Below are 15,946 nucleotides of genomic sequence, written 5' to 3' on the forward strand. Positions count from 1 at the left end.
TGACGGCAGACAGGTGTGCAACGCAATCGCGCTGCACACCCACCGAACAGCGTCTCTTGGCCCGATCTTGGGTTGTGCCCGCCACCTCTCTCCTGGCGGGCATTTTTTTATGTGCACCGCAGCGCAAAAGACCAGCTCGAAACCTTGCGGACCACGCACATTTGACTATGATGAAGTTCGCGCCTCGTTGCGGCGCGCCCGGTGCATGCCGCAACGTGCGTCAAGCCAACCAGAATAGGGAGCCGGACCGATGAATTTTTACTCACCTGAAAGCCAGAACCCGCAGCCGTCCTCGAGCCGCCGCCGCAGCAATGGCGTCGACCACCTGATTCTCCGTGAACTCAACCCGCACGTCGTGATCGACCATGCCGAGGCCGAACAAACCGCCCTGACCCTGATGACCTTCGGCAGCGTGCGCGAATGTTGCCCCAAATGCCAGCAGGGCAGCCTGAAGCTGGTCCTGCGCCAGGCCTCGGTACGCATGGCGCACCTGTTCTGCGCAGAATGCGAGAGCTGTTTCGACGCCAGCTATGCCGACGGCGAACCGGCGCTGACCATCTGACGCGTTTTCCGCATACCGGCGGCTGCGTGCATGCGCGGCCGCACGCATGATATGGTTGACGTTTTGCCAGCACGTCGACCATGCCTTCCCTCCTCCATTTCCTCCTGCTCGATGCGCGCCTGCGCAGGCTGCGCCGTGCCGGCGCCATCGTCCTGTTCCTGGCGATCGTGGTTGCCGGCTCGATCCCCGGCGCGCGCGCCGACATCGGCCACTACGCCTCGGGCGTGGTCCTGCATTCGCTGGCGTATGCGACGCTGGCCCTGCTCTGGTACACCGGCAGCCGCGGCAGTGCCACCGCGCGCAGCCTGGCGGCCGTGGCCGCGATCGCCACGATGGGCGCCATCGACGAGTCCGTGCAAAGCTTCTTCCCCTACCGCGGCGCCGACGTGCACGACTGGCTGGTCGATTGCTGCGCAGCCATCGTTACCTGCGCCATCCTGTCGCTGGTCTTGCCGAAGGCCGAGCTCGAACGTGCCTGAATAAATTTTCCCTGAGTTTCATGCTCTTTCCTCAGCGTTGATCTGGCTCAGTGCCAACCCGAGTCAGCTGGAACGTCGCGCCCGTTCGCCTCTCTTACCGGGGTGGCAGACGACATCGTCACGCATACCCACTGACAAAATCCAACCAAGGAGTCGATCATGAACCAAAAACACCAAAGCGTGGTCTTGGCGGGCTTGCTGGCCATGGCGCTCGGCCTGGCCGGCTGCGCCGGCATGCGCGGCGGCGGCGAGGGCGCCAGCGGCAGCTCGGGCAGTGGCGCCACCGGCAGCGGCAGCGGCACGGAAAGCGGCGGCATGTCCGGCACCGGCGCCGGCACCAGCACGGGCGGTTCCGGCAGCTGGGGCGGCGGCAGCTCGGGCTCGTCAGGAACCTCGGGCACATCGGGAAGCTCGGGCAGCGGCATCGACCAGTCAGGGGCCTCGGGTTCCTCGGGCAATTCCGGCACCTCGGGCAGCTCCGGTACGTCCGGCAGTTCCGGCTACGACCAGTCGGGCTCGGGCAGCTCGGGCAGCTCGGGCAGCTCCGGTAGCGGCACCTCCAGTTCCGGCGGCGGCACCGGCAGTGTCAGCATGGGCGAAGGCAGCTCGGCGGGCGCCGCAAGCGATAGCGCCACGGGCAGCGCCCAGGGCAGTTCGAGCACGGGCGCGGCCACCGCATCGGGCGCCAGCCCGAACAGCACGGTGGTCGCGATCGAACTGGTGCCGCGCCCCAGCGGCAGCATCGGCGGCGGCACGGTGGCCGGCGCCGCGGTGGGCAGCAGCGGCAGCGGCGCCACCGGCAGCTCGATGGCGTCGGACCGCGTCTACCGCGTCACCCTGCGCATGGACGACGGCAGCACCCAGATCGTCACCCAGGAAACCACGCCGGACTTCCGCAGCGGCGACCGCGTGAGCCTGAACGGCGGCGTGATCGGGCGCTGACAGGCTTGCAGCATGGCAGGGCTGGGCCGCGCAGGCATGGTGCGCCTGCGCGGTCCCGGTCACGGCCTCGTTCCTGGCGGCGGCTTGGAGGCGGCCGGTTCAGTACACGCGTTCCACCAGATAACCGCGCTGTGCCAGCAAGGCCGGCAAGCCGTTCTCGCCCAGGAGGTGCAGCAATCCAACGCCGACGAAGATCACCCCACCCCTTCCCATCAGGGTGTCGATGTGCGCCGCCATGTCCGGGTTGCGCCGGCCCAGCAGCTTGCGCCGCGTGAAGTCGGCAATGGCGCCGCCGCCAGCCGTGGCGTCGGGCAGCAGCGCGTCGAGCTCGGCCACGTCGCCCGAGCGCCAGGCTTCGATCACGCGCCCGGCCCGGCGCAGGGCGCTGCCGTTTTCCAGGCCGTCGAGCGTTTCGCGCAGGTAGCGTTCTGCTTCGACGTCGTTCATGCTGTCGAACAGCGCCAGCTGGGCGTCCGCGCTTTCCAGCTCGGCTACACGGGTGCCACGCCGCCGCGCCCGCGCCAGCAGCACCTGCTCGACACCGTCGCTGCGGCGGAAACCCTCGCGCTCCAGGCGCATGCCCAGCAGCAGATTGGCCACCAGCCAGGGTTTCAGGTGCGCCATGCTGGCCAGGCTCACGCCTTGTGCGTGCAGGGCCGTGCGCAGGCGCGCCAGCGTGTCCGGGCTCAGGCGCCGCCGCAGGTCGCCGCCGGCCGGATAGCGGCCATGGGAGTCGACCGCGCGCAGGAAAGCGGCGTCGGCGTGTGTATCGAGCTCGACCACCAGGCGGTCGGCGCCGGCCAGCGCACGCTCGGCTTCCGGCGCCAGGGGGTAAAACGAGCGCTGCCCGACGTGGATGGTGCCGAACAGGTAGGCCACGCGGCCCTGCCCGCTGATACGGTAGAAGCCGCCCTGGTGCCGGGCGCGCACCGGAGCCGGACCGTCGGCCCGGGAGGCGTGCATGGCGTATTCCTTCGACGCCAGCGGCTCGGCCTGCGCCGGCAGGCTTAACACCGCCAGCATGCCGGCCGCGAGCGCCATGCGCCTGGCCCATGCCAGGGCAGACCCCGGTGCGGAACGTGCGGCGGCCCGCAAGGTGAACATCGGCGGGCACCGCCCATCACCGCGCATGGTATCCGAGGACGCATCGAATGAGGCATCGGATGACGCATCGGATACCGCATCCATACGCCTGCCTCGACCAGTCCGCGTTGATCCGCCCGTCAGGCCGTGCCGGCCCGCCGCACAGGCGTGCTGAGCGCTTCCTCGGCGGCCTGCGACGCCTCGGTATAGGCGGCATCGAGCAGGTCCGCCATGGCCTGCGCCGTACGCTCCCAGGAGGTGCGCGCCACCTGTTCGCGCATCGCCGCCGTCCTGGCGGCGCGCTCTGCCGGTTCCAGCGCCAGTGCCTCGGCGCAGGCCACCCCAAACTCCTGGGCGCCGGCCGCGATCGCCACCACGCCGCCATATGGCCCGACCACGTCGGCGATCGGCGTGCTGACGATCGGCAGCTCGGCCGCCATGTACTCGAGCACCTTGGTCGGGCTGATGAAGCGGGTCGCCTCGTTGATGGCAAACGGCATCAGGCAGACGTCCCAGCCGGCCAGGAAGCGCGGCAAGTCGGCGTAGTCGCGCTGGCCCAGGTAATGGATGTTCGGGCGGCGCGGCAGCTCGTTTTCGGTGATCTTTACGACCGGCCCGACCAGCACCAGCTGCCAGTCGGGATGGTCGTCGGCCAGCGCCCCGATCAGGGCCAGGTCGACGCGCTCGTCGATGACGCCATAGAAACCGAGGCGCGGGCCGGGAATGTGTTCCTGGTCCGGATGGCTGGCGGCCGCGCCCTGCGCCTGGGCGAAGTGGTCGACGTCGACGCTGCTCGGGAAGCAGTGCACGTTCGGATGGCGGTGGCGCTTGGCTTCGTACAGGCTGGGCCCGCCGGCAAACACCAGGTCGGCCAGGTTGAGCAGGGCCGACTCGCGCTGCAGCAGCTGACGCGGCGCCTTCTTGAACGAGGCCAGTTCATCCATGCAGTCGTAGACCACCAGGCGCGGCGTGAGTTCCTGCAGCAGCGGCAAGGCCATCGGTGTATAGAACCAGGCGATCGGCGTCTCGCCCGGCGGCAGCAGATCCGCCAGCAGCGGCGCCACCAGGGCGATCTGGTCATCGTGGAAGCCAGGCAGGTCGAGCGGGGTGCGCGGCCGGCACACGGTGACGTTGGGGCACGGCTCAGTGCGCTCGAGCCGGGCCGGCCCGGCGCCGTCGTGCAGCGGCTCCTCGACGATCACGATGCGGTAATGGCACGCCAGCCGCGTGAGCAGGTGCTGCGGACGTTGAAACACGAAATCCCAGCGCAGGTGGCTGAAAACGACGATCGTCACCATGATCTTCTCCTTGTCGCCCTTGCGGGCTGGCGGTCGGTTGCTTGGATCCTTCACTACTGCGCCCGACCGCCCGTGCGCACGAAGGCGCAGGTCAATCGGGATCTGGCCCTTTTTCCTCCTCTTTCGGGAGCAGCGCCGCGTTGCGCGTGGCCGCCGAGATCACATCGAACGGCAGCTTCGGCGTACGGTCGGCGTTCAGCAGGCCGTTCGCTTCCTGGAAGGTGTCGGCGAACTGCGTGTAGCAGAAGCCGGCGAACATGAAGGTCTCGTTCACCACCTTCAGCAGCGAGCGGTACAGGTTGTGGAAGCCGTCAGCCGTGGTCGAACGCGAATAACCCCAGGTGCCCTCTTCCGGCTCGCCCTTGGTATCGAAGGCGATGCCGCCGAATTCGGTCAGCACGATCGGCTGGCCGCGGTGCGGGAAGCCGTCCAGGGTCAGGATGCGCCCGCCCGGGCGGCGCTGGTCGAACAGGGTGCGCACCGGGTCGCTCACCTCGTAGCGCGCCTTGACCTTTTCCGGGTCGCAGTCGTAGTCGTGGATGCCGAGGATGTCGGTGGCCGAGGCCTCCCAACCGTCGTTGCCGATCACCGGGCGCGTCGCGTCGAGCGTGCGCGTCAGGTGGTACAGCGCCTCCACGGCATTCCGGTGCGCCTGGGTCAGCGTCAGGTTCGGCACGCCCCAGGATTCGTTGAACGCCACCCAGACGATGATGCAGGGGTGGCTGTAGTCGCGCTCGATGGCTTCGGTCCATTCGCGCACCATGCGCGTGATGGCGCGTGGGCTGAAGCGGTAGGCCGATGGCATTTCTTCCCACACCAGCAGGCCGAGTTTATCGGCCCAGTACAGGTAGCGCGGGTCCTCGATCTTCTGGTGCTTGCGCACGCCGTTGAAGCCCATCAGCTTGGCCAGCTCGACGTCACGCTTCAGGTGCTCGTCGGACGGGCCGGTGAGGAAGGACTCCGGCCAGTAGCCCTGGTCCAGCACCAGGCGCAATTGATACGGCCTTCCATTGAGCATCAAACGGTCGCGGTTGATCGCGAACGAGCGCAGCGCCGTGTACGAGCGGATGCGGTCGACCACGCGGTCGCCGCAGCGCAGCGTCACTTCGGCGTCGAGCAGGGTCGGCCGCTCGGGGCTCCACAGCAGTTCGTTGCGCGAGTCGTCGATGCCGGGGTCGGACAGCGCGATCTTGCGGTTCGCCTCGCCGCCCAGCAGCTTGTAGTGGTCGTCGGCCAGCAGGTGTTCGCCATGCCAGATCTTCACTTCGACGAACATGTCGGGCTGAATCTGGCCGCCGGCGAAGACCTCGCAGCCGATCTCGAAGGTCTCGAAGATCGGGGTCCACTTCAGCTTGGCGATATAGGTCTTGTCGACCTGCTCCAGCCAGACTGTCTGCCAGATGCCGGTGGTGCGCGGATACCAGATCGAGTGCGGTTCCAGCAGCCAGTCCTGCTTGCCGCGCGGCTTGGCCAGGTCGGCCGGATCGTCTTCCACGTACACGGTCACGAGCTGCTGGCCGTCGGCCTTCAGGGCCGAGGTGATGTCGGCCGAAAACGGCGTATGGCCGCCCTCGTGCTCGGCCACCAGCTGGCCGTTCACCCACACGCGCGCCGAATAGTCGACCGCGCCGAAGTGCAGGATGGTGCGGCCTTCGGTCGGGGTGACGGTGAATTCGCGCTGGTACCAGCAGACCCGGTGGAAACCGGTGTCGCCGATGCCGGACATCTGGGTTTCGGGTGCGAACGGCACCTCGATCTCATGCGTCCACTGCGCCACGTCGCCCGGCAGCTTGTAGCGCATCTCGTCGTCGAAGCAGAAGCGCCATTTGCCGTTCAGGCTGGTCCAGTCGTCGCGGACCAGTTGCGGGCGGGGATATTCGAATTGACTCATCGTTTTCCTTTCATTCAGCCGGAACGGGGATCAGCAGCCGACCCTGGCGTCCGTCCTTGTTGTTGTAAGCATCCACTGCGGCCTGCCCTGCCGTGGCGCCCATGCCGGCGCGGCACAGGGCCACGCAGGCGCCGCCGAAGCCGGCGCCGGTCAGGCGCGCGCCGAACACGCCGTCCTGCCGGCGCAGCAGTTCGCACAGTTCGTCGAGCTCGGGAATCGAGACTTCGTAGTCGTCGCGCAGGCTGGCGTGCGAATCGTTCATCAAGGTACCGAAGCGCTCGGCGGAGACGCCCTTCACCGCTTCGAGCACGCGCAGGTCTTCCAGCACCACGTGGCGCGCGCGGCGCCGGATCGGCTCGGGCAGGTCTTCGACCAATGCCGAATCGGTGACGTCGCGCAGCGCCTGCACGCCCAGCTTGCGCGAGGCTTCCTCGCACTCGGCGCGGCGTTCGTTGTACTTGCTGCCGGCCAGCTTGCGCGCGATGCCGGAATCGATGACGATGATCTCGGCATCCTGCGGCAGGGGCGCCAGGCGGTGTTCCAGCGAGCGGGCGTCGATGAACAGCATGTGGCCCTCGTCGGCCAGGCTGGACGCCATCTGGTCCATGATCCCGCAGTTCACGCGCGCAAATTCGATCTCGGCGCGCTGGGCGATGCGCGCCAGCTTGACGTCGTCGAGCTCAAAACCCAGCAGCTCGCGCAGCGCGCGCAACGTCGCCACTTCCAGCGCCGCGCTCGACGACAGACCGGAACCCACCGGCACGTCGGTCGACACCCAGATGCGCAGCGGCGGCACCTGCACGCCCTCGGCCTCGACCAGGCGGATGCAGCCCTCGATGTAGCTGCCGAAGCCGCTCGGCGCACTGCCGTCGGGGGCGAAGGTCACGTTCGCGTCGAGCGTGCTCGAATAGAAATGGAAATGGCCGTCGCCGCTGCGGCTCATCGCCACCGTGGTGCGCTGGGGCGTGGCCACCGGCAGCATGAAGCCATCGTTGTAGTCGGTATGCTCGCCCAGCAGGTTCACGCGTCCAGGTGCGGATGCGTTGACCTCGGGCGCGCCGCCGAAGAAGGAGTCGGTCGTGAGCATCAGATCATCTCCAGCCAGAGTGGACGCTGGCGGCCGTGCACGTTCGCGGCAGGCCACTGCGGGTCACAGGTTAAGTTTTCCAGTCCCTGCGCGCCGAGGAGGAAGGTGTCCTCGATCTTGATGCCCGCAAAGCTGGGGTTGAATGCAAAGGCCATGCCGGGTTCGAGCCCGGTGGCCGTGCTCGGCGTGGCCACGATCTCGCGCGCCAGGTAGCCGGTGATGCCGCCCTGGTGGTGCTCGTTCAGGGCCTCGGCGCGGTCCGCGTGCTTGTAGGCGGCGTCGAAAGCGTGGTACACGGCCGAGAGCGACTTTCCCGGCTCCACCGCGCTCAGGCCGGTGGCCTCGACTTCCATCAGCGCGCTTTGCTCCTGTGGCGCCTGGCCGAAGCTGACGAAGCGCGTCAGGTTGGCGTACAGCCCGTGGCGGCGCGCGCAGAACACCAGCATCGCCCGCTTGCCGATCGGCTCGTGGGTCGGCACCGGATGGCGGTACAAGGGCAAGCGGCGCTCGCCGGCCGCCAGCACCAGGGCCGGGTGGATGCCGCGCCGCCACAGGGCCTGGGCCCCGGCGCCGGCCAGCTGGTATTCGGTCCAGTCGGGGCGCGCCGCGCGCAGCACTTCGCTCATCGCCTCGGCCGCTTCGCGCCCCAGGGCGCGGTAGCGCATCTGCTCGGCCTCGCCCAGCACCAGGCGGCGCAGGCGCAGCGCGTGCGGCAGCGGCTGCTCGCCGTTGTGCGGACGGTCCGACAGCACGATGGCGTCGCCCGCCAGGCCGAGCACGTAGCGCTCGCGCAGTTCGACCTGGGCCCAGGGCGAGGCGTGGAAGCTGAAACCGGCCGGTATCTCTTCCTCGCGCAGGCGCGCAATCTCGATCTCGTCGGTGAGGATCACGGCTTCGTCCTGCGTTACCAGCACTTCGGCCACGCCGGTCTCGGCGCATTGCAGCACCGCGCTGGAACCGCCGGCCGTGACCCAGGCGAACCAGTCGATGCCGCGCAGGCGGATCGCCGCGGCGCCCGCCTTGTTCAGGCATTCGCGCAGCAGCGCCAGCTTGGCCTGCACCTCCGCCGAGCGCAGTTGCAAGGCCTCGCTCATGCGTCCTCCTCGAGCGACACCTGTACCGCCTGCAGCTCGGCCGCCGTGTTCTCGGGCAGCACGTCCATTGCGAACATGCCGGCGCCGAGCTCGGTGCCGGCCAGGTATTTCAGGCGCTCGCGCGAGCGGTAAGGCGGGTAGAACTGCGCATGCAGCTGGGTTTCCGGATGCTCCATGCCGTCGGTCGGCGCCTGGTACCAGGCCATCAGGTAAGGGAAAGGCCGGTTCCACATGGTTTCGTACTTCAGCAGCACGGTCTTCAGCGCGCGCGCCAGGCTGGTGCGCTGGGCGTCGGAGAGCGACGCGAAGTCCTTGCAGGGTGCGGTCGGCATCACCCACACCTCGTAGGGATAGCGGGCGCAGGCGGGCACGAAGGCGATCGCATGCTCGTCCTCGAACAGCACGCGCCGGCCATCTTCGGATTCCTTCTTCGCCATGTCGCACAGCAGGCTGGTGCCGTGCTCGAGGTACCAGTCGCGTTCCTGGGCCAGCATGCGCTCGGGCACCTGCGGGATGAAGGGATACGAATAAATCTGGCCGTGCGGATGGTGCAGGGTCACGCCCACTTCGCTGCCGCGGTTCTCGAACGGCAGCACGTACTGGATGTGCGGCTGCGCGCCGATGCGCGTGGTGCGGTCGCCCCAGACCTTGAACAGCAGTTCGATGCGCGACAGCGGCAGGTGCACCAGGGCCGCGTTCGGGTCTTGCGTGAAGACCACCACTTCGCAGTGGCCGTTGGCGGGCGCCGTCGGCACCGTTAGGCTCGGCGGGTCGTGCGATTCCAGCGCCAGCGAGGGGAAGCGGTTGTCGAAGACAGCCACTTCGTAGTCGCCCTGGGGCAGCTCGGTGGGATTGGCCGGGTCGGTCGTGACCGCCAGTGGGTTGTACTGCGGCGGCGGCTGGAAGGTACGGTTCTGGCGGAACCCGGCATAGGTCACCCACTCGCCGCGCAGGGGGTGCCAGCGCAGGTGCGGGTTCGCGTTCATCGGGTCGGGGAAAGGACTGGGCGCGATGAGCCCGTCCGGAATCGGCTGGTTGCTGTAGAGGGTAAGGGGTCGTCCGTCGGGCTTGGTCAGTTCTTTGCTGTACATGGCTTCGCTAATGTCGGGCAGTCCACAAGCATTCGCAGGCACGGCAGGCCCTGCAAACGCGGCTAGGGAACGATCCTAACATGGCGTTTTCACCACACTTTCTGGAGGGTACAGAGGGATTTTCCGCTGGTTAATGACTCATCGGAAGCGGACTAAGAGAAATGCTGCAGGTGCGTTGCGCGCTCCTATGAAGAGCGGGAGGAATGGCTGGGTTGGCTTCGTCGGAGAGGCAATCTTGTAGGTCTAAACCTACAAAACGAATGGCAGTATTGACACGGTGCGGGGAGAAAAGCTCTTACAAGCTCAACAGGGTGAGATGGGCGTCGCAGGGTGGGCATTCGTAGTGCTGGCATTTAGCCAGCCCTACTGTCCACGCTGGATCACCTTTCGAATCAACGCGGCGCTTAATTCAACGTATTGATTCAAACGCCGCGTGGTAACAACCGATGAGACCGCGTGGGCACAGGTGCCCACCCTACGAAAGCAAAGAACCTTACTTGGCCAGCTCGGCCAGCACTGCCGTGTACATCTGCAGATTCAGTAGCAGCTGCTTGAGCGTGATGAACTCGTGCTCGGAGTGCCCGGTGTACACCTTGCCCGGCATCGCCGGCCCGAAGCTCACCGCGTTCGGGAACAGGCGCGAATTGGTGCCGCCGCCGATCGCCACCGGCTTCGGGTCCTTGATGCCGGTGAAATAGGAGAACACGTTCATCAGCACCGGCAGTTGCGGCGCATCCTTGCGCACCCAGGGTTCGCCCGTGCGCACCGTGATGTTGGCCAGCTCCAGGTTGCGGCCCTGCCACTGGGCCAGCGCCGCGTTCACCTCGTTGGTCAGCTGCTCGATACTCTTGCCCTGCGGGCGGCGCAGATTGATCGAGACCTCGATGCCGTCCTCGCGCTGCTTGATGACCGTGGGCGCGACCGTCATCGGCCCCATGAAGCTGTCGCGGTAGGCGATCGCGCCGAACTTCTCGCCGTACAGGCCCGTGCCCACCAGCTCGTTCAGGTAGTTCACGACGCCGCCGGCCGTGGTGTTCGGCCAGGTGCGCACGGCCAGCGCGTCGGCCAGCATGGCAATCGCGTTCACGCCGTCTTCGGGCTTCGACGAATGCGCAGACAGGCCGTGCGCCGTCACGTGCAAGTCGTTCCCCTTGCGCTCGAACGTGTAGCGCATGCCCTCCTGCTTCGCGCCGCGGGCCTTGATCTGGGCTTCCAGCGCCGGCGTGACGTTGGCGACGACCGCGCTGGCGTCTTCCGGAATCTGGCTGCCGAAGAAGCCGCCGGCAAAGGCGGCGATCTGCGGCTCGCCGGCAGGCACCGCGTCCGGCGCCGTCTTCGGGATCGTCACCGCGATGGTGCCCGAGGCCTTTTCGGCCACCACGGCCGGATACTCGGCGTCGAGCGTGATGCTCACCTGGGGCGGCTCGTGGGTCTTGAGGAAGTCGACCAGCGGCTGCCAGTTCGATTCCTCGCCCATGTACACGTACAGTTCGATGCGTTTCGACAGCGGCAGCTGCTGGTCCTTCAGCGCCTTCATCGCATACAGCGCGGTGGCGATCGGGCCCTTGTCGTCCTCGGCGCCGCGCGCCAGCAGCTTGCCCGGTTCGCTGGTCTGGTCCAGCACGAAAGGCGACTTCTTCCACTTCTTCGGGTCGACCGGCTGCACGTCGCCGTGGGTCACGACGCCGACGCGCTCCGTGCCCTGCCCCATGCCGACGACCACCACCCAGCCATGGTCGGCGAAGTCGAAACCGAGACGGTCTGCCTCGCTTTTCAGGTAAGCCTTGAAGGCGATGTGCTGCGGGTCGCGGTCGGATGGCACGTTCGGGTCGGCCACCGTGTTGTAGCTGACCAGTTTGCCCAGGGTGTCGACCACCGCGGTGCGGTAGGTGGTGACGGCGTACTTGGCGGCCTTGACGGCGGCGTCGCTGGGGGCGGCGGCTGTGGTTTTATTGTCGGGATGCGGTTGCGCGGTCTCTTGGGGCGCGGCCAGGGAATGGGCTGCGCAGGCCAGCAGCAGGCTGGCGAGTATCGTTCTTTTCATGGGTGCCGGGGGTCTCCGTGTAATGCGCCATTGCAAAGGCGCAACGAGTCTAGCACAGCACCTCGCGCCGAGTTAGCGCGCAATCCGCGCGTTTTCCGCTATCGTAACGATCATCCAAGCACACTGAGAGCCCACCATGAGCGACAAGACCGTCACCCGGGTCCACCCCGCCCTGCGCGACGACATCGGCGACCTGATCACCCAGCGCCCTGTCCCCAGCGCCCACCTGGACCAGGTCGATCCCTTCCTGTTCCTGAACCACCACGGCCCGCAGACCTACCCGCCGCACAACCGCGGCCTGCCCTTCGGCCCGCACCCGCACCGCGGCTTCGAGACCGTGACCTTCATCCTGGAGGGCATGCTGACTCACAAGGACAGCGCCGGCCACGAAAGCATCATCCGCGCCGGCGGCGTGCAGTGGATGACGGCCGGCAGTGGCCTGATCCATGCCGAGATCTCGCCGCGCGAGTTCCTGGAAACCGGCGGCCCGCTGGAAATCCTGCAGCTGTGGGTGAATTTGCCGCCGCACCTGAAGATGACCCAGCCGGCCTATACCGGCCTGCAGAAGGACCAGATTCCGGCCCTGTCGCTGGACGACGGCAAGGCCACCATGCACCTGGTCTCCGGCACCTGGGACGGCACGGCCGGCCCGGTAGAGTCGCTGACCGGCGTCTTCATGAGCACGATCGAACTGCGCCCCGGCGCCAGCCTGCGCATCGGCGACATGGCGCGCCGCAGCGTCTTCCTGTACGTGGTGCGCGGCGCCGCCCAGGTCGGCAACTACGAAGACCGCGTCGGCGCCTTCCACCTGGTCGAACTGAGCCACGACGGCGACGAAATCCTGCTGTCGTCGTCCGAGGGCGCGCTGGTGCTGTTCGGCCACGCCGAGCCGATCGGCGCGCCGGTGGTGTCGCACGGACCCTTCGTGATGAATTCGCGCGCCGAGATCGAGCAGGCGATCCGCGATTACCAGGCCGGCAAATTCGGCGCGCCGATGTAGGCGCCGCACTGAAGCAACGCAGAGGCGACGCGGAGGCAACGCAGCCGTGGCGCTGCGTTTGCGCGCGCTGCGCTAGAGTGAACGGGTCCAACTTTTTTGCGAGACCCGAGCATGCAAGCAGCGCCCATCCCCCTGGTGGCCACCACCCGTGGCTACCCTTCCGCCGGCTACACGATCGAGAACGTGCACGCCGGCTCCGTCGCCGTCGTCGACGCCTCCGGCCGCCTGATCGCCTGGGCCGGCGACCCGCACTACCAGACCTTTACCCGTTCGGCACTGAAGCCTTTCCAGGCCCTGCCCTTCCTGCTGTCCGACGGCCCGAACAAGTTCGGCCTGGCCCAGGAAGAATTGGCGCTGCTGTGCGCCAGCCATTCCGGCGAAGAAAAGCACCTGGCCGGTGTGCGCTCCATCCTCGGCAAGATCGACGTGGGCGCCGAGCACCTGGAATGCGGCTGCGGCGTGCCCCTGTATTACGACTTCGTGAACCTGCCGGCGCCGATCGACCGCCAGTGGACGCCGGTGCACCACAACTGCTCGGGCAAGCACAGCGGCTTCCTGGGCTGGTGCCGCCTGCACGGCGTGCCGACGGCGAACTACGTCGACCCCGACCACCCGCTGCAGCAGGCGATCCGCGCCAACCTGGCCGATGCCGTCGACTTGCCGGAGTCCGCCATGCCGACCGGGATCGACGGCTGCTCGGCGCCGAACTACGCCCTCCCCTTGTCGAAACTGGCCCACCTGTATGCGCGCCTGGGGCAAGGCGGGAAGGACGCGCGCCTGGGTGGCGCCCTCGGCCCGCTGTTCGACGCCATGACCGGCCATCCGGACATGGTCTCGGGCACCGAGCGCAGCGACCTGGTGATCATGACCGCCGGCGGCGGCGACTGGGTGGCGAAGGTCGGCGCCGACGCGGTGCAGGCCATCGGCATCCGCTCGGCCGGCATCGGCATCGCCATCAAGATCGCCGACGGTAACAGCCGCGGCATGCACACCGTGACCTACAACGTGCTCGACCAGCTCGGCCTGCTCGACGACGCCAAACGCACCGTGCTGGAACGCTTCCGCCGCCCGGAGATTCACAACGCGCGCGGCACGCTGGCGGGCGACATCCGGCCGCTGTTCACGCTGCAGCGCGCCTGAGCCGTTCCTTGCAGTATCGTACGCAGGCAGAGCCGGCTTCCGTTCTAGGATAAGCCCATCGTATTCGATGGAGCCTGACAATGACCCAGCCCTGCCTGGCCACGGCGTGGCGCTCGCTGCGCGCCTTTGTTCTGCTGCCGCTGCTGCTATTGACCGGTTGCGCCACCGCGCTCTCGCAAAGCGAAGCCCGGGCGGTGGCCGGCAAGACCTATGTCGTCACCGGCGCCTCCAGCGGCTTCGGGCGCGGCGTCGCCCTCAAGCTGGGCGCGATGCGCGCCAACGTGGTGCTGGCCGCGCGCCGCACGCAGGTGCTGGAAGAAGTGGCGGCCCAGGTGAAAAGCGCCGGCGGCACGCCGCTGGTGGTCACCACCGACGTCGCCAACCCGGACGACGTGGAACGCCTGGCCGCCGCCACCGTGCAGCGCTTCGGCCGCATCGACGTCTGGATCAACAATGCCGGTGTAGGCGCGATCGGCGAATTCGAGAAGATTCCCCTCGCCGACCATGCACGCATCGTCGACGTCAACTTGAAGGGCGTGATCTACGGCAGCCACGTGGCGCTGCGCCAGTTCCGCCAGCAGGGTGGCGGCACGCTGGTGAACATCGGCTCGGTGGAAAGCGAAATCCCGCTCGCCTACCACGCCACCTACGCCTCGACCAAGGCCGCCATCCTGAGCCTGGGCCGCGCCCTGCGTGAAGAATTGCGCCTGGGCGGGCAGCCGCATATCGCGATCGCCACCGTGCTGCCGTGGGCGGCGGACACGCCCTTCTTCGACCATGCCGCCAACTACACCGGGCGTGCCCCGCGCATGGCCTGGATGGACGATCCGGACAAGGTGGCCGACATCATCGTGCGCGCGTCCGTGTATCCGCGCGAGGAAGTGCCGGCCGGGTGGAAGGCGCGCGGGGCCTACTGGTCGCACCGGATTGCGCCGGACGTGACCGAGCGCCTGTCGGCGAATATCGCGCATGCGGAGCAGTTCGAAAAGGCGGGGCCGGCGCAGAATGGGAGTAACGCGGTGCATCAGCCGACGGCGGGCGGGACCGGTGTCGACGGCGGCGTGCGGGCGCGGATGGAGCGGGAAGACGCGGCGCGTAAAACAGGTCAGTAACGTCAATCGTACGGTGGGCACTCCGTGCCCACGCGGAACGCGCCGCAATGTTGACGCTATTCACACTGGACTGTTCGATGATTGTTAGCGCGTCCGGATGATCATTCCGAAACGTTTCGACATGCGCGCGATACATCATCATCCAGAATCATCACTGTGCATCGTTCCGCGTGGGCACGTCATTGATGCCCCCGGCATCAATGACCCCACCGTACGGTCACCGCCGCCGTCCGGACAAGCTCACTCAATCATCCGCCGTATCATCCCGGCCAGCGGCTCCAGCACCGCATTGTCCTGCCAGTACGCGCTGTGCGACAGCGGATTCCAGCTCTTGAGCATCCAGTTCACCGCCCCCTGCCCCGCATTGATCGCCCGGTCCTCCACCAGCACCCGGTACTCCTCGGACAAGGGCTGCAATGGCCAGCCCAGCACATCGTCCGGGTCGTACAGATTCAGCCAGTGAAAGATCGGCGTCGGCGGCGCGATCGGCTTGATGTGCATGTTGCGGTGCGCGGCCACGAAGATCGGGATATTGCAGCCCGTGGTCAGCATCCCGCTGCAGGTGCCGCCCGCCAGGTAATGCTTCTCGCGCTCGCTCAGCACCCGCCCCACCGCCATGCGCGCCCAGCCGTCGATGTCGCGCCACACGCCCGCTTCCACGCGCCCGCCGGCGCGCGCCTTCTGGGCATCGTACAGGTAGCTCGATAGCACCTGGCAGCCCAGCGAATGCGCCAGGAACACCACCGGCATCGCGTGGTTCGCCGTGCAGGCGCCGAGCAGGTTGCGCGCGATCTCGCCCTGGGCCAGTTCGTACACCGAGCCCGGAATCTCCTTGCGGTTTTCCAGCCCGGCGGCGTCGGCAAAGCCGAACAACATGAACTTGCGCAGCTCGTCGTAGTGCACCTTGCTCTGGCGGTCGACCCGGTTCCACACCGTCTGCTCATTCTTTTGCAGGATGTCCTGGTAATACACCGAATAGCAGGCGAGCCGCTCGCGCAGGTCCGGCCCCAGGCGGGCACGCATCTGCCCGAACACGCCGGCCGCGTAGTCGCGCGGCGTTTCGCCCATCCCGTGGACGGCGACAAGTGCGACAGTGGGCATGGTGGCCTCCTCCCGAAGAGTA

At 67.5% G+C, this 15,946-nt stretch carries 14 protein-coding genes; 6 read left to right on the forward strand and 8 right to left on the reverse strand.

Annotation, left to right across the window (positions count from 1 at the left end):
- Window positions 1-250: 250 nt before the first annotated feature.
- From LK540_RS16880 to LK540_RS16890, 3 genes are all read left to right on the forward strand, one after another.
- Window positions 251-562 (forward strand): hypothetical protein, encoded by a 312-nt coding sequence (locus LK540_RS16880; RefSeq protein WP_229438469.1) that lies wholly within the window; start codon window positions 251-253, stop codon window positions 560-562.
- An 80-nt stretch (window positions 563-642) separates the two neighbouring features.
- A complete protein-coding gene (locus LK540_RS16885) occupies window positions 643-1,041 on the forward strand; it encodes a VanZ family protein (RefSeq protein ID WP_229438470.1) in 399 nt (132 codons plus the stop codon).
- 159 nt (window positions 1,042-1,200) lie between these two features.
- The gene (locus tag LK540_RS16890) at window positions 1,201-1,983 is read left to right on the forward strand and encodes a hypothetical protein (protein ID WP_229438471.1); all 783 of its coding nucleotides are present in this window, start codon (window positions 1,201-1,203) and stop codon (window positions 1,981-1,983) included.
- Window positions 1,984-2,082: 99 nt separating this feature from the next.
- Here the strand turns inward: LK540_RS16890 and LK540_RS16895 are convergent, their stop codons facing one another.
- From LK540_RS16895 to LK540_RS16925, 7 genes are all read right to left on the reverse strand, one after another.
- Entirely contained in the window at window positions 2,083-3,087 is a 1,005-nt protein-coding gene (locus LK540_RS16895) for a TraB/GumN family protein (protein ID WP_229438472.1), read from the reverse strand.
- A 119-nt stretch (window positions 3,088-3,206) separates the two neighbouring features.
- Entirely contained in the window at window positions 3,207-4,364 is a 1,158-nt protein-coding gene (locus tag LK540_RS16900; RefSeq protein WP_229438473.1) for a glycosyltransferase, read from the reverse strand.
- Between the two features lie 91 nt (window positions 4,365-4,455).
- Entirely contained in the window at window positions 4,456-6,255 is a 1,800-nt protein-coding gene (locus LK540_RS16905; protein WP_229438474.1) for a glycoside hydrolase family 2 protein, read from the reverse strand.
- A gap of 10 nt (window positions 6,256-6,265) precedes the next feature.
- Entirely contained in the window at window positions 6,266-7,342 is a 1,077-nt protein-coding gene (gene galK / locus LK540_RS16910; protein WP_229438475.1) for a galactokinase, read from the reverse strand.
- A complete protein-coding gene (locus LK540_RS16915; RefSeq protein ID WP_229438476.1) occupies window positions 7,342-8,436 on the reverse strand; it encodes a Xaa-Pro peptidase family protein in 1,095 nt (364 codons plus the stop codon). The genes galK and LK540_RS16915 overlap by 1 nt, the downstream gene beginning before the upstream one ends.
- A complete protein-coding gene (gene galT / locus LK540_RS16920; RefSeq protein ID WP_229438477.1) occupies window positions 8,433-9,527 on the reverse strand; it encodes a galactose-1-phosphate uridylyltransferase in 1,095 nt (364 codons plus the stop codon). The genes LK540_RS16915 and galT overlap by 4 nt, the downstream gene beginning before the upstream one ends.
- A 493-nt stretch (window positions 9,528-10,020) precedes the next feature.
- Complete coding sequence (locus tag LK540_RS16925; protein ID WP_229438478.1) at window positions 10,021-11,571, reverse strand: dipeptidase; 1,551 nt, start codon at window positions 11,569-11,571, stop codon at window positions 10,021-10,023.
- Between the two features lie 136 nt (window positions 11,572-11,707).
- Between LK540_RS16925 and LK540_RS16930 the strand changes: the two genes are divergently transcribed.
- From LK540_RS16930 to LK540_RS16940, 3 genes are all read left to right on the forward strand, one after another.
- Window positions 11,708-12,571 carry a pirin family protein gene (locus LK540_RS16930; RefSeq protein WP_229438479.1) on the forward strand — a complete coding sequence of 288 codons (864 nt, stop codon included), beginning with the start codon at window positions 11,708-11,710 and terminating at the stop codon, window positions 12,569-12,571.
- A 111-nt stretch (window positions 12,572-12,682) separates the two neighbouring features.
- Window positions 12,683-13,711 (forward strand): asparaginase, encoded by a 1,029-nt coding sequence (locus LK540_RS16935; RefSeq protein ID WP_229438480.1) that lies wholly within the window; start codon window positions 12,683-12,685, stop codon window positions 13,709-13,711.
- Window positions 13,712-13,791: 80 nt separating this feature from the next.
- Window positions 13,792-14,823, forward strand: coding sequence for an SDR family oxidoreductase (locus LK540_RS16940; RefSeq protein WP_229438481.1), 1,032 nt, complete (start codon window positions 13,792-13,794; stop codon window positions 14,821-14,823).
- A gap of 240 nt (window positions 14,824-15,063) precedes the next feature.
- On the opposite strand, the gene LK540_RS16945 is transcribed toward LK540_RS16940, so the two are convergent.
- Window positions 15,064-15,924, reverse strand: a complete 861-nt coding sequence (locus LK540_RS16945; protein ID WP_229438482.1) for a hypothetical protein — start codon at window positions 15,922-15,924, stop codon at window positions 15,064-15,066.
- Window positions 15,925-15,946 lie beyond the last annotated feature (22 nt).

The sequence above is a fragment of the Massilia sp. IC2-278 genome (genome assembly GCF_020708045.1).
In the GTDB taxonomy this organism is placed as follows: Bacteria; Pseudomonadota; Gammaproteobacteria; order Burkholderiales; family Burkholderiaceae_D; genus Telluria.

Coding starts and splice junctions, on each gene's coding strand:
- LK540_RS16935 (WP_229438480.1), top strand. CDS start 12,683: ATGCAAGCAGCGCCCATCCCCCTGGTGGCCACCACCCGTGGCTACCCT.
- LK540_RS16885 (WP_229438470.1), top strand. CDS start 643: ATGCCTTCCCTCCTCCATTTCCTCCTGCTCGATGCGCGCCTGCGCAGG.
- LK540_RS16945 (WP_229438482.1), bottom strand. CDS start 15,924: ATGCCCACTGTCGCACTTGTCGCCGTCCACGGGATGGGCGAAACGCCG.
- LK540_RS16915 (WP_229438476.1), bottom strand. CDS start 8,436: ATGAGCGAGGCCTTGCAACTGCGCTCGGCGGAGGTGCAGGCCAAGCTG.
- LK540_RS16895 (WP_229438472.1), bottom strand. CDS start 3,087: ATGTTCACCTTGCGGGCCGCCGCACGTTCCGCACCGGGGTCTGCCCTG.
- LK540_RS16940 (WP_229438481.1), top strand. CDS start 13,792: ATGACCCAGCCCTGCCTGGCCACGGCGTGGCGCTCGCTGCGCGCCTTT.
- galT (WP_229438477.1), bottom strand. CDS start 9,527: ATGTACAGCAAAGAACTGACCAAGCCCGACGGACGACCCCTTACCCTC.
- galK (WP_229438475.1), bottom strand. CDS start 7,342: ATGCTCACGACCGACTCCTTCTTCGGCGGCGCGCCCGAGGTCAACGCA.
- LK540_RS16880 (WP_229438469.1), top strand. CDS start 251: ATGAATTTTTACTCACCTGAAAGCCAGAACCCGCAGCCGTCCTCGAGC.
- LK540_RS16930 (WP_229438479.1), top strand. CDS start 11,708: ATGAGCGACAAGACCGTCACCCGGGTCCACCCCGCCCTGCGCGACGAC.
- LK540_RS16890 (WP_229438471.1), top strand. CDS start 1,201: ATGAACCAAAAACACCAAAGCGTGGTCTTGGCGGGCTTGCTGGCCATG.
- LK540_RS16905 (WP_229438474.1), bottom strand. CDS start 6,255: ATGAGTCAATTCGAATATCCCCGCCCGCAACTGGTCCGCGACGACTGG.
- LK540_RS16925 (WP_229438478.1), bottom strand. CDS start 11,571: ATGAAAAGAACGATACTCGCCAGCCTGCTGCTGGCCTGCGCAGCCCAT.
- LK540_RS16900 (WP_229438473.1), bottom strand. CDS start 4,364: ATGGTGACGATCGTCGTTTTCAGCCACCTGCGCTGGGATTTCGTGTTT.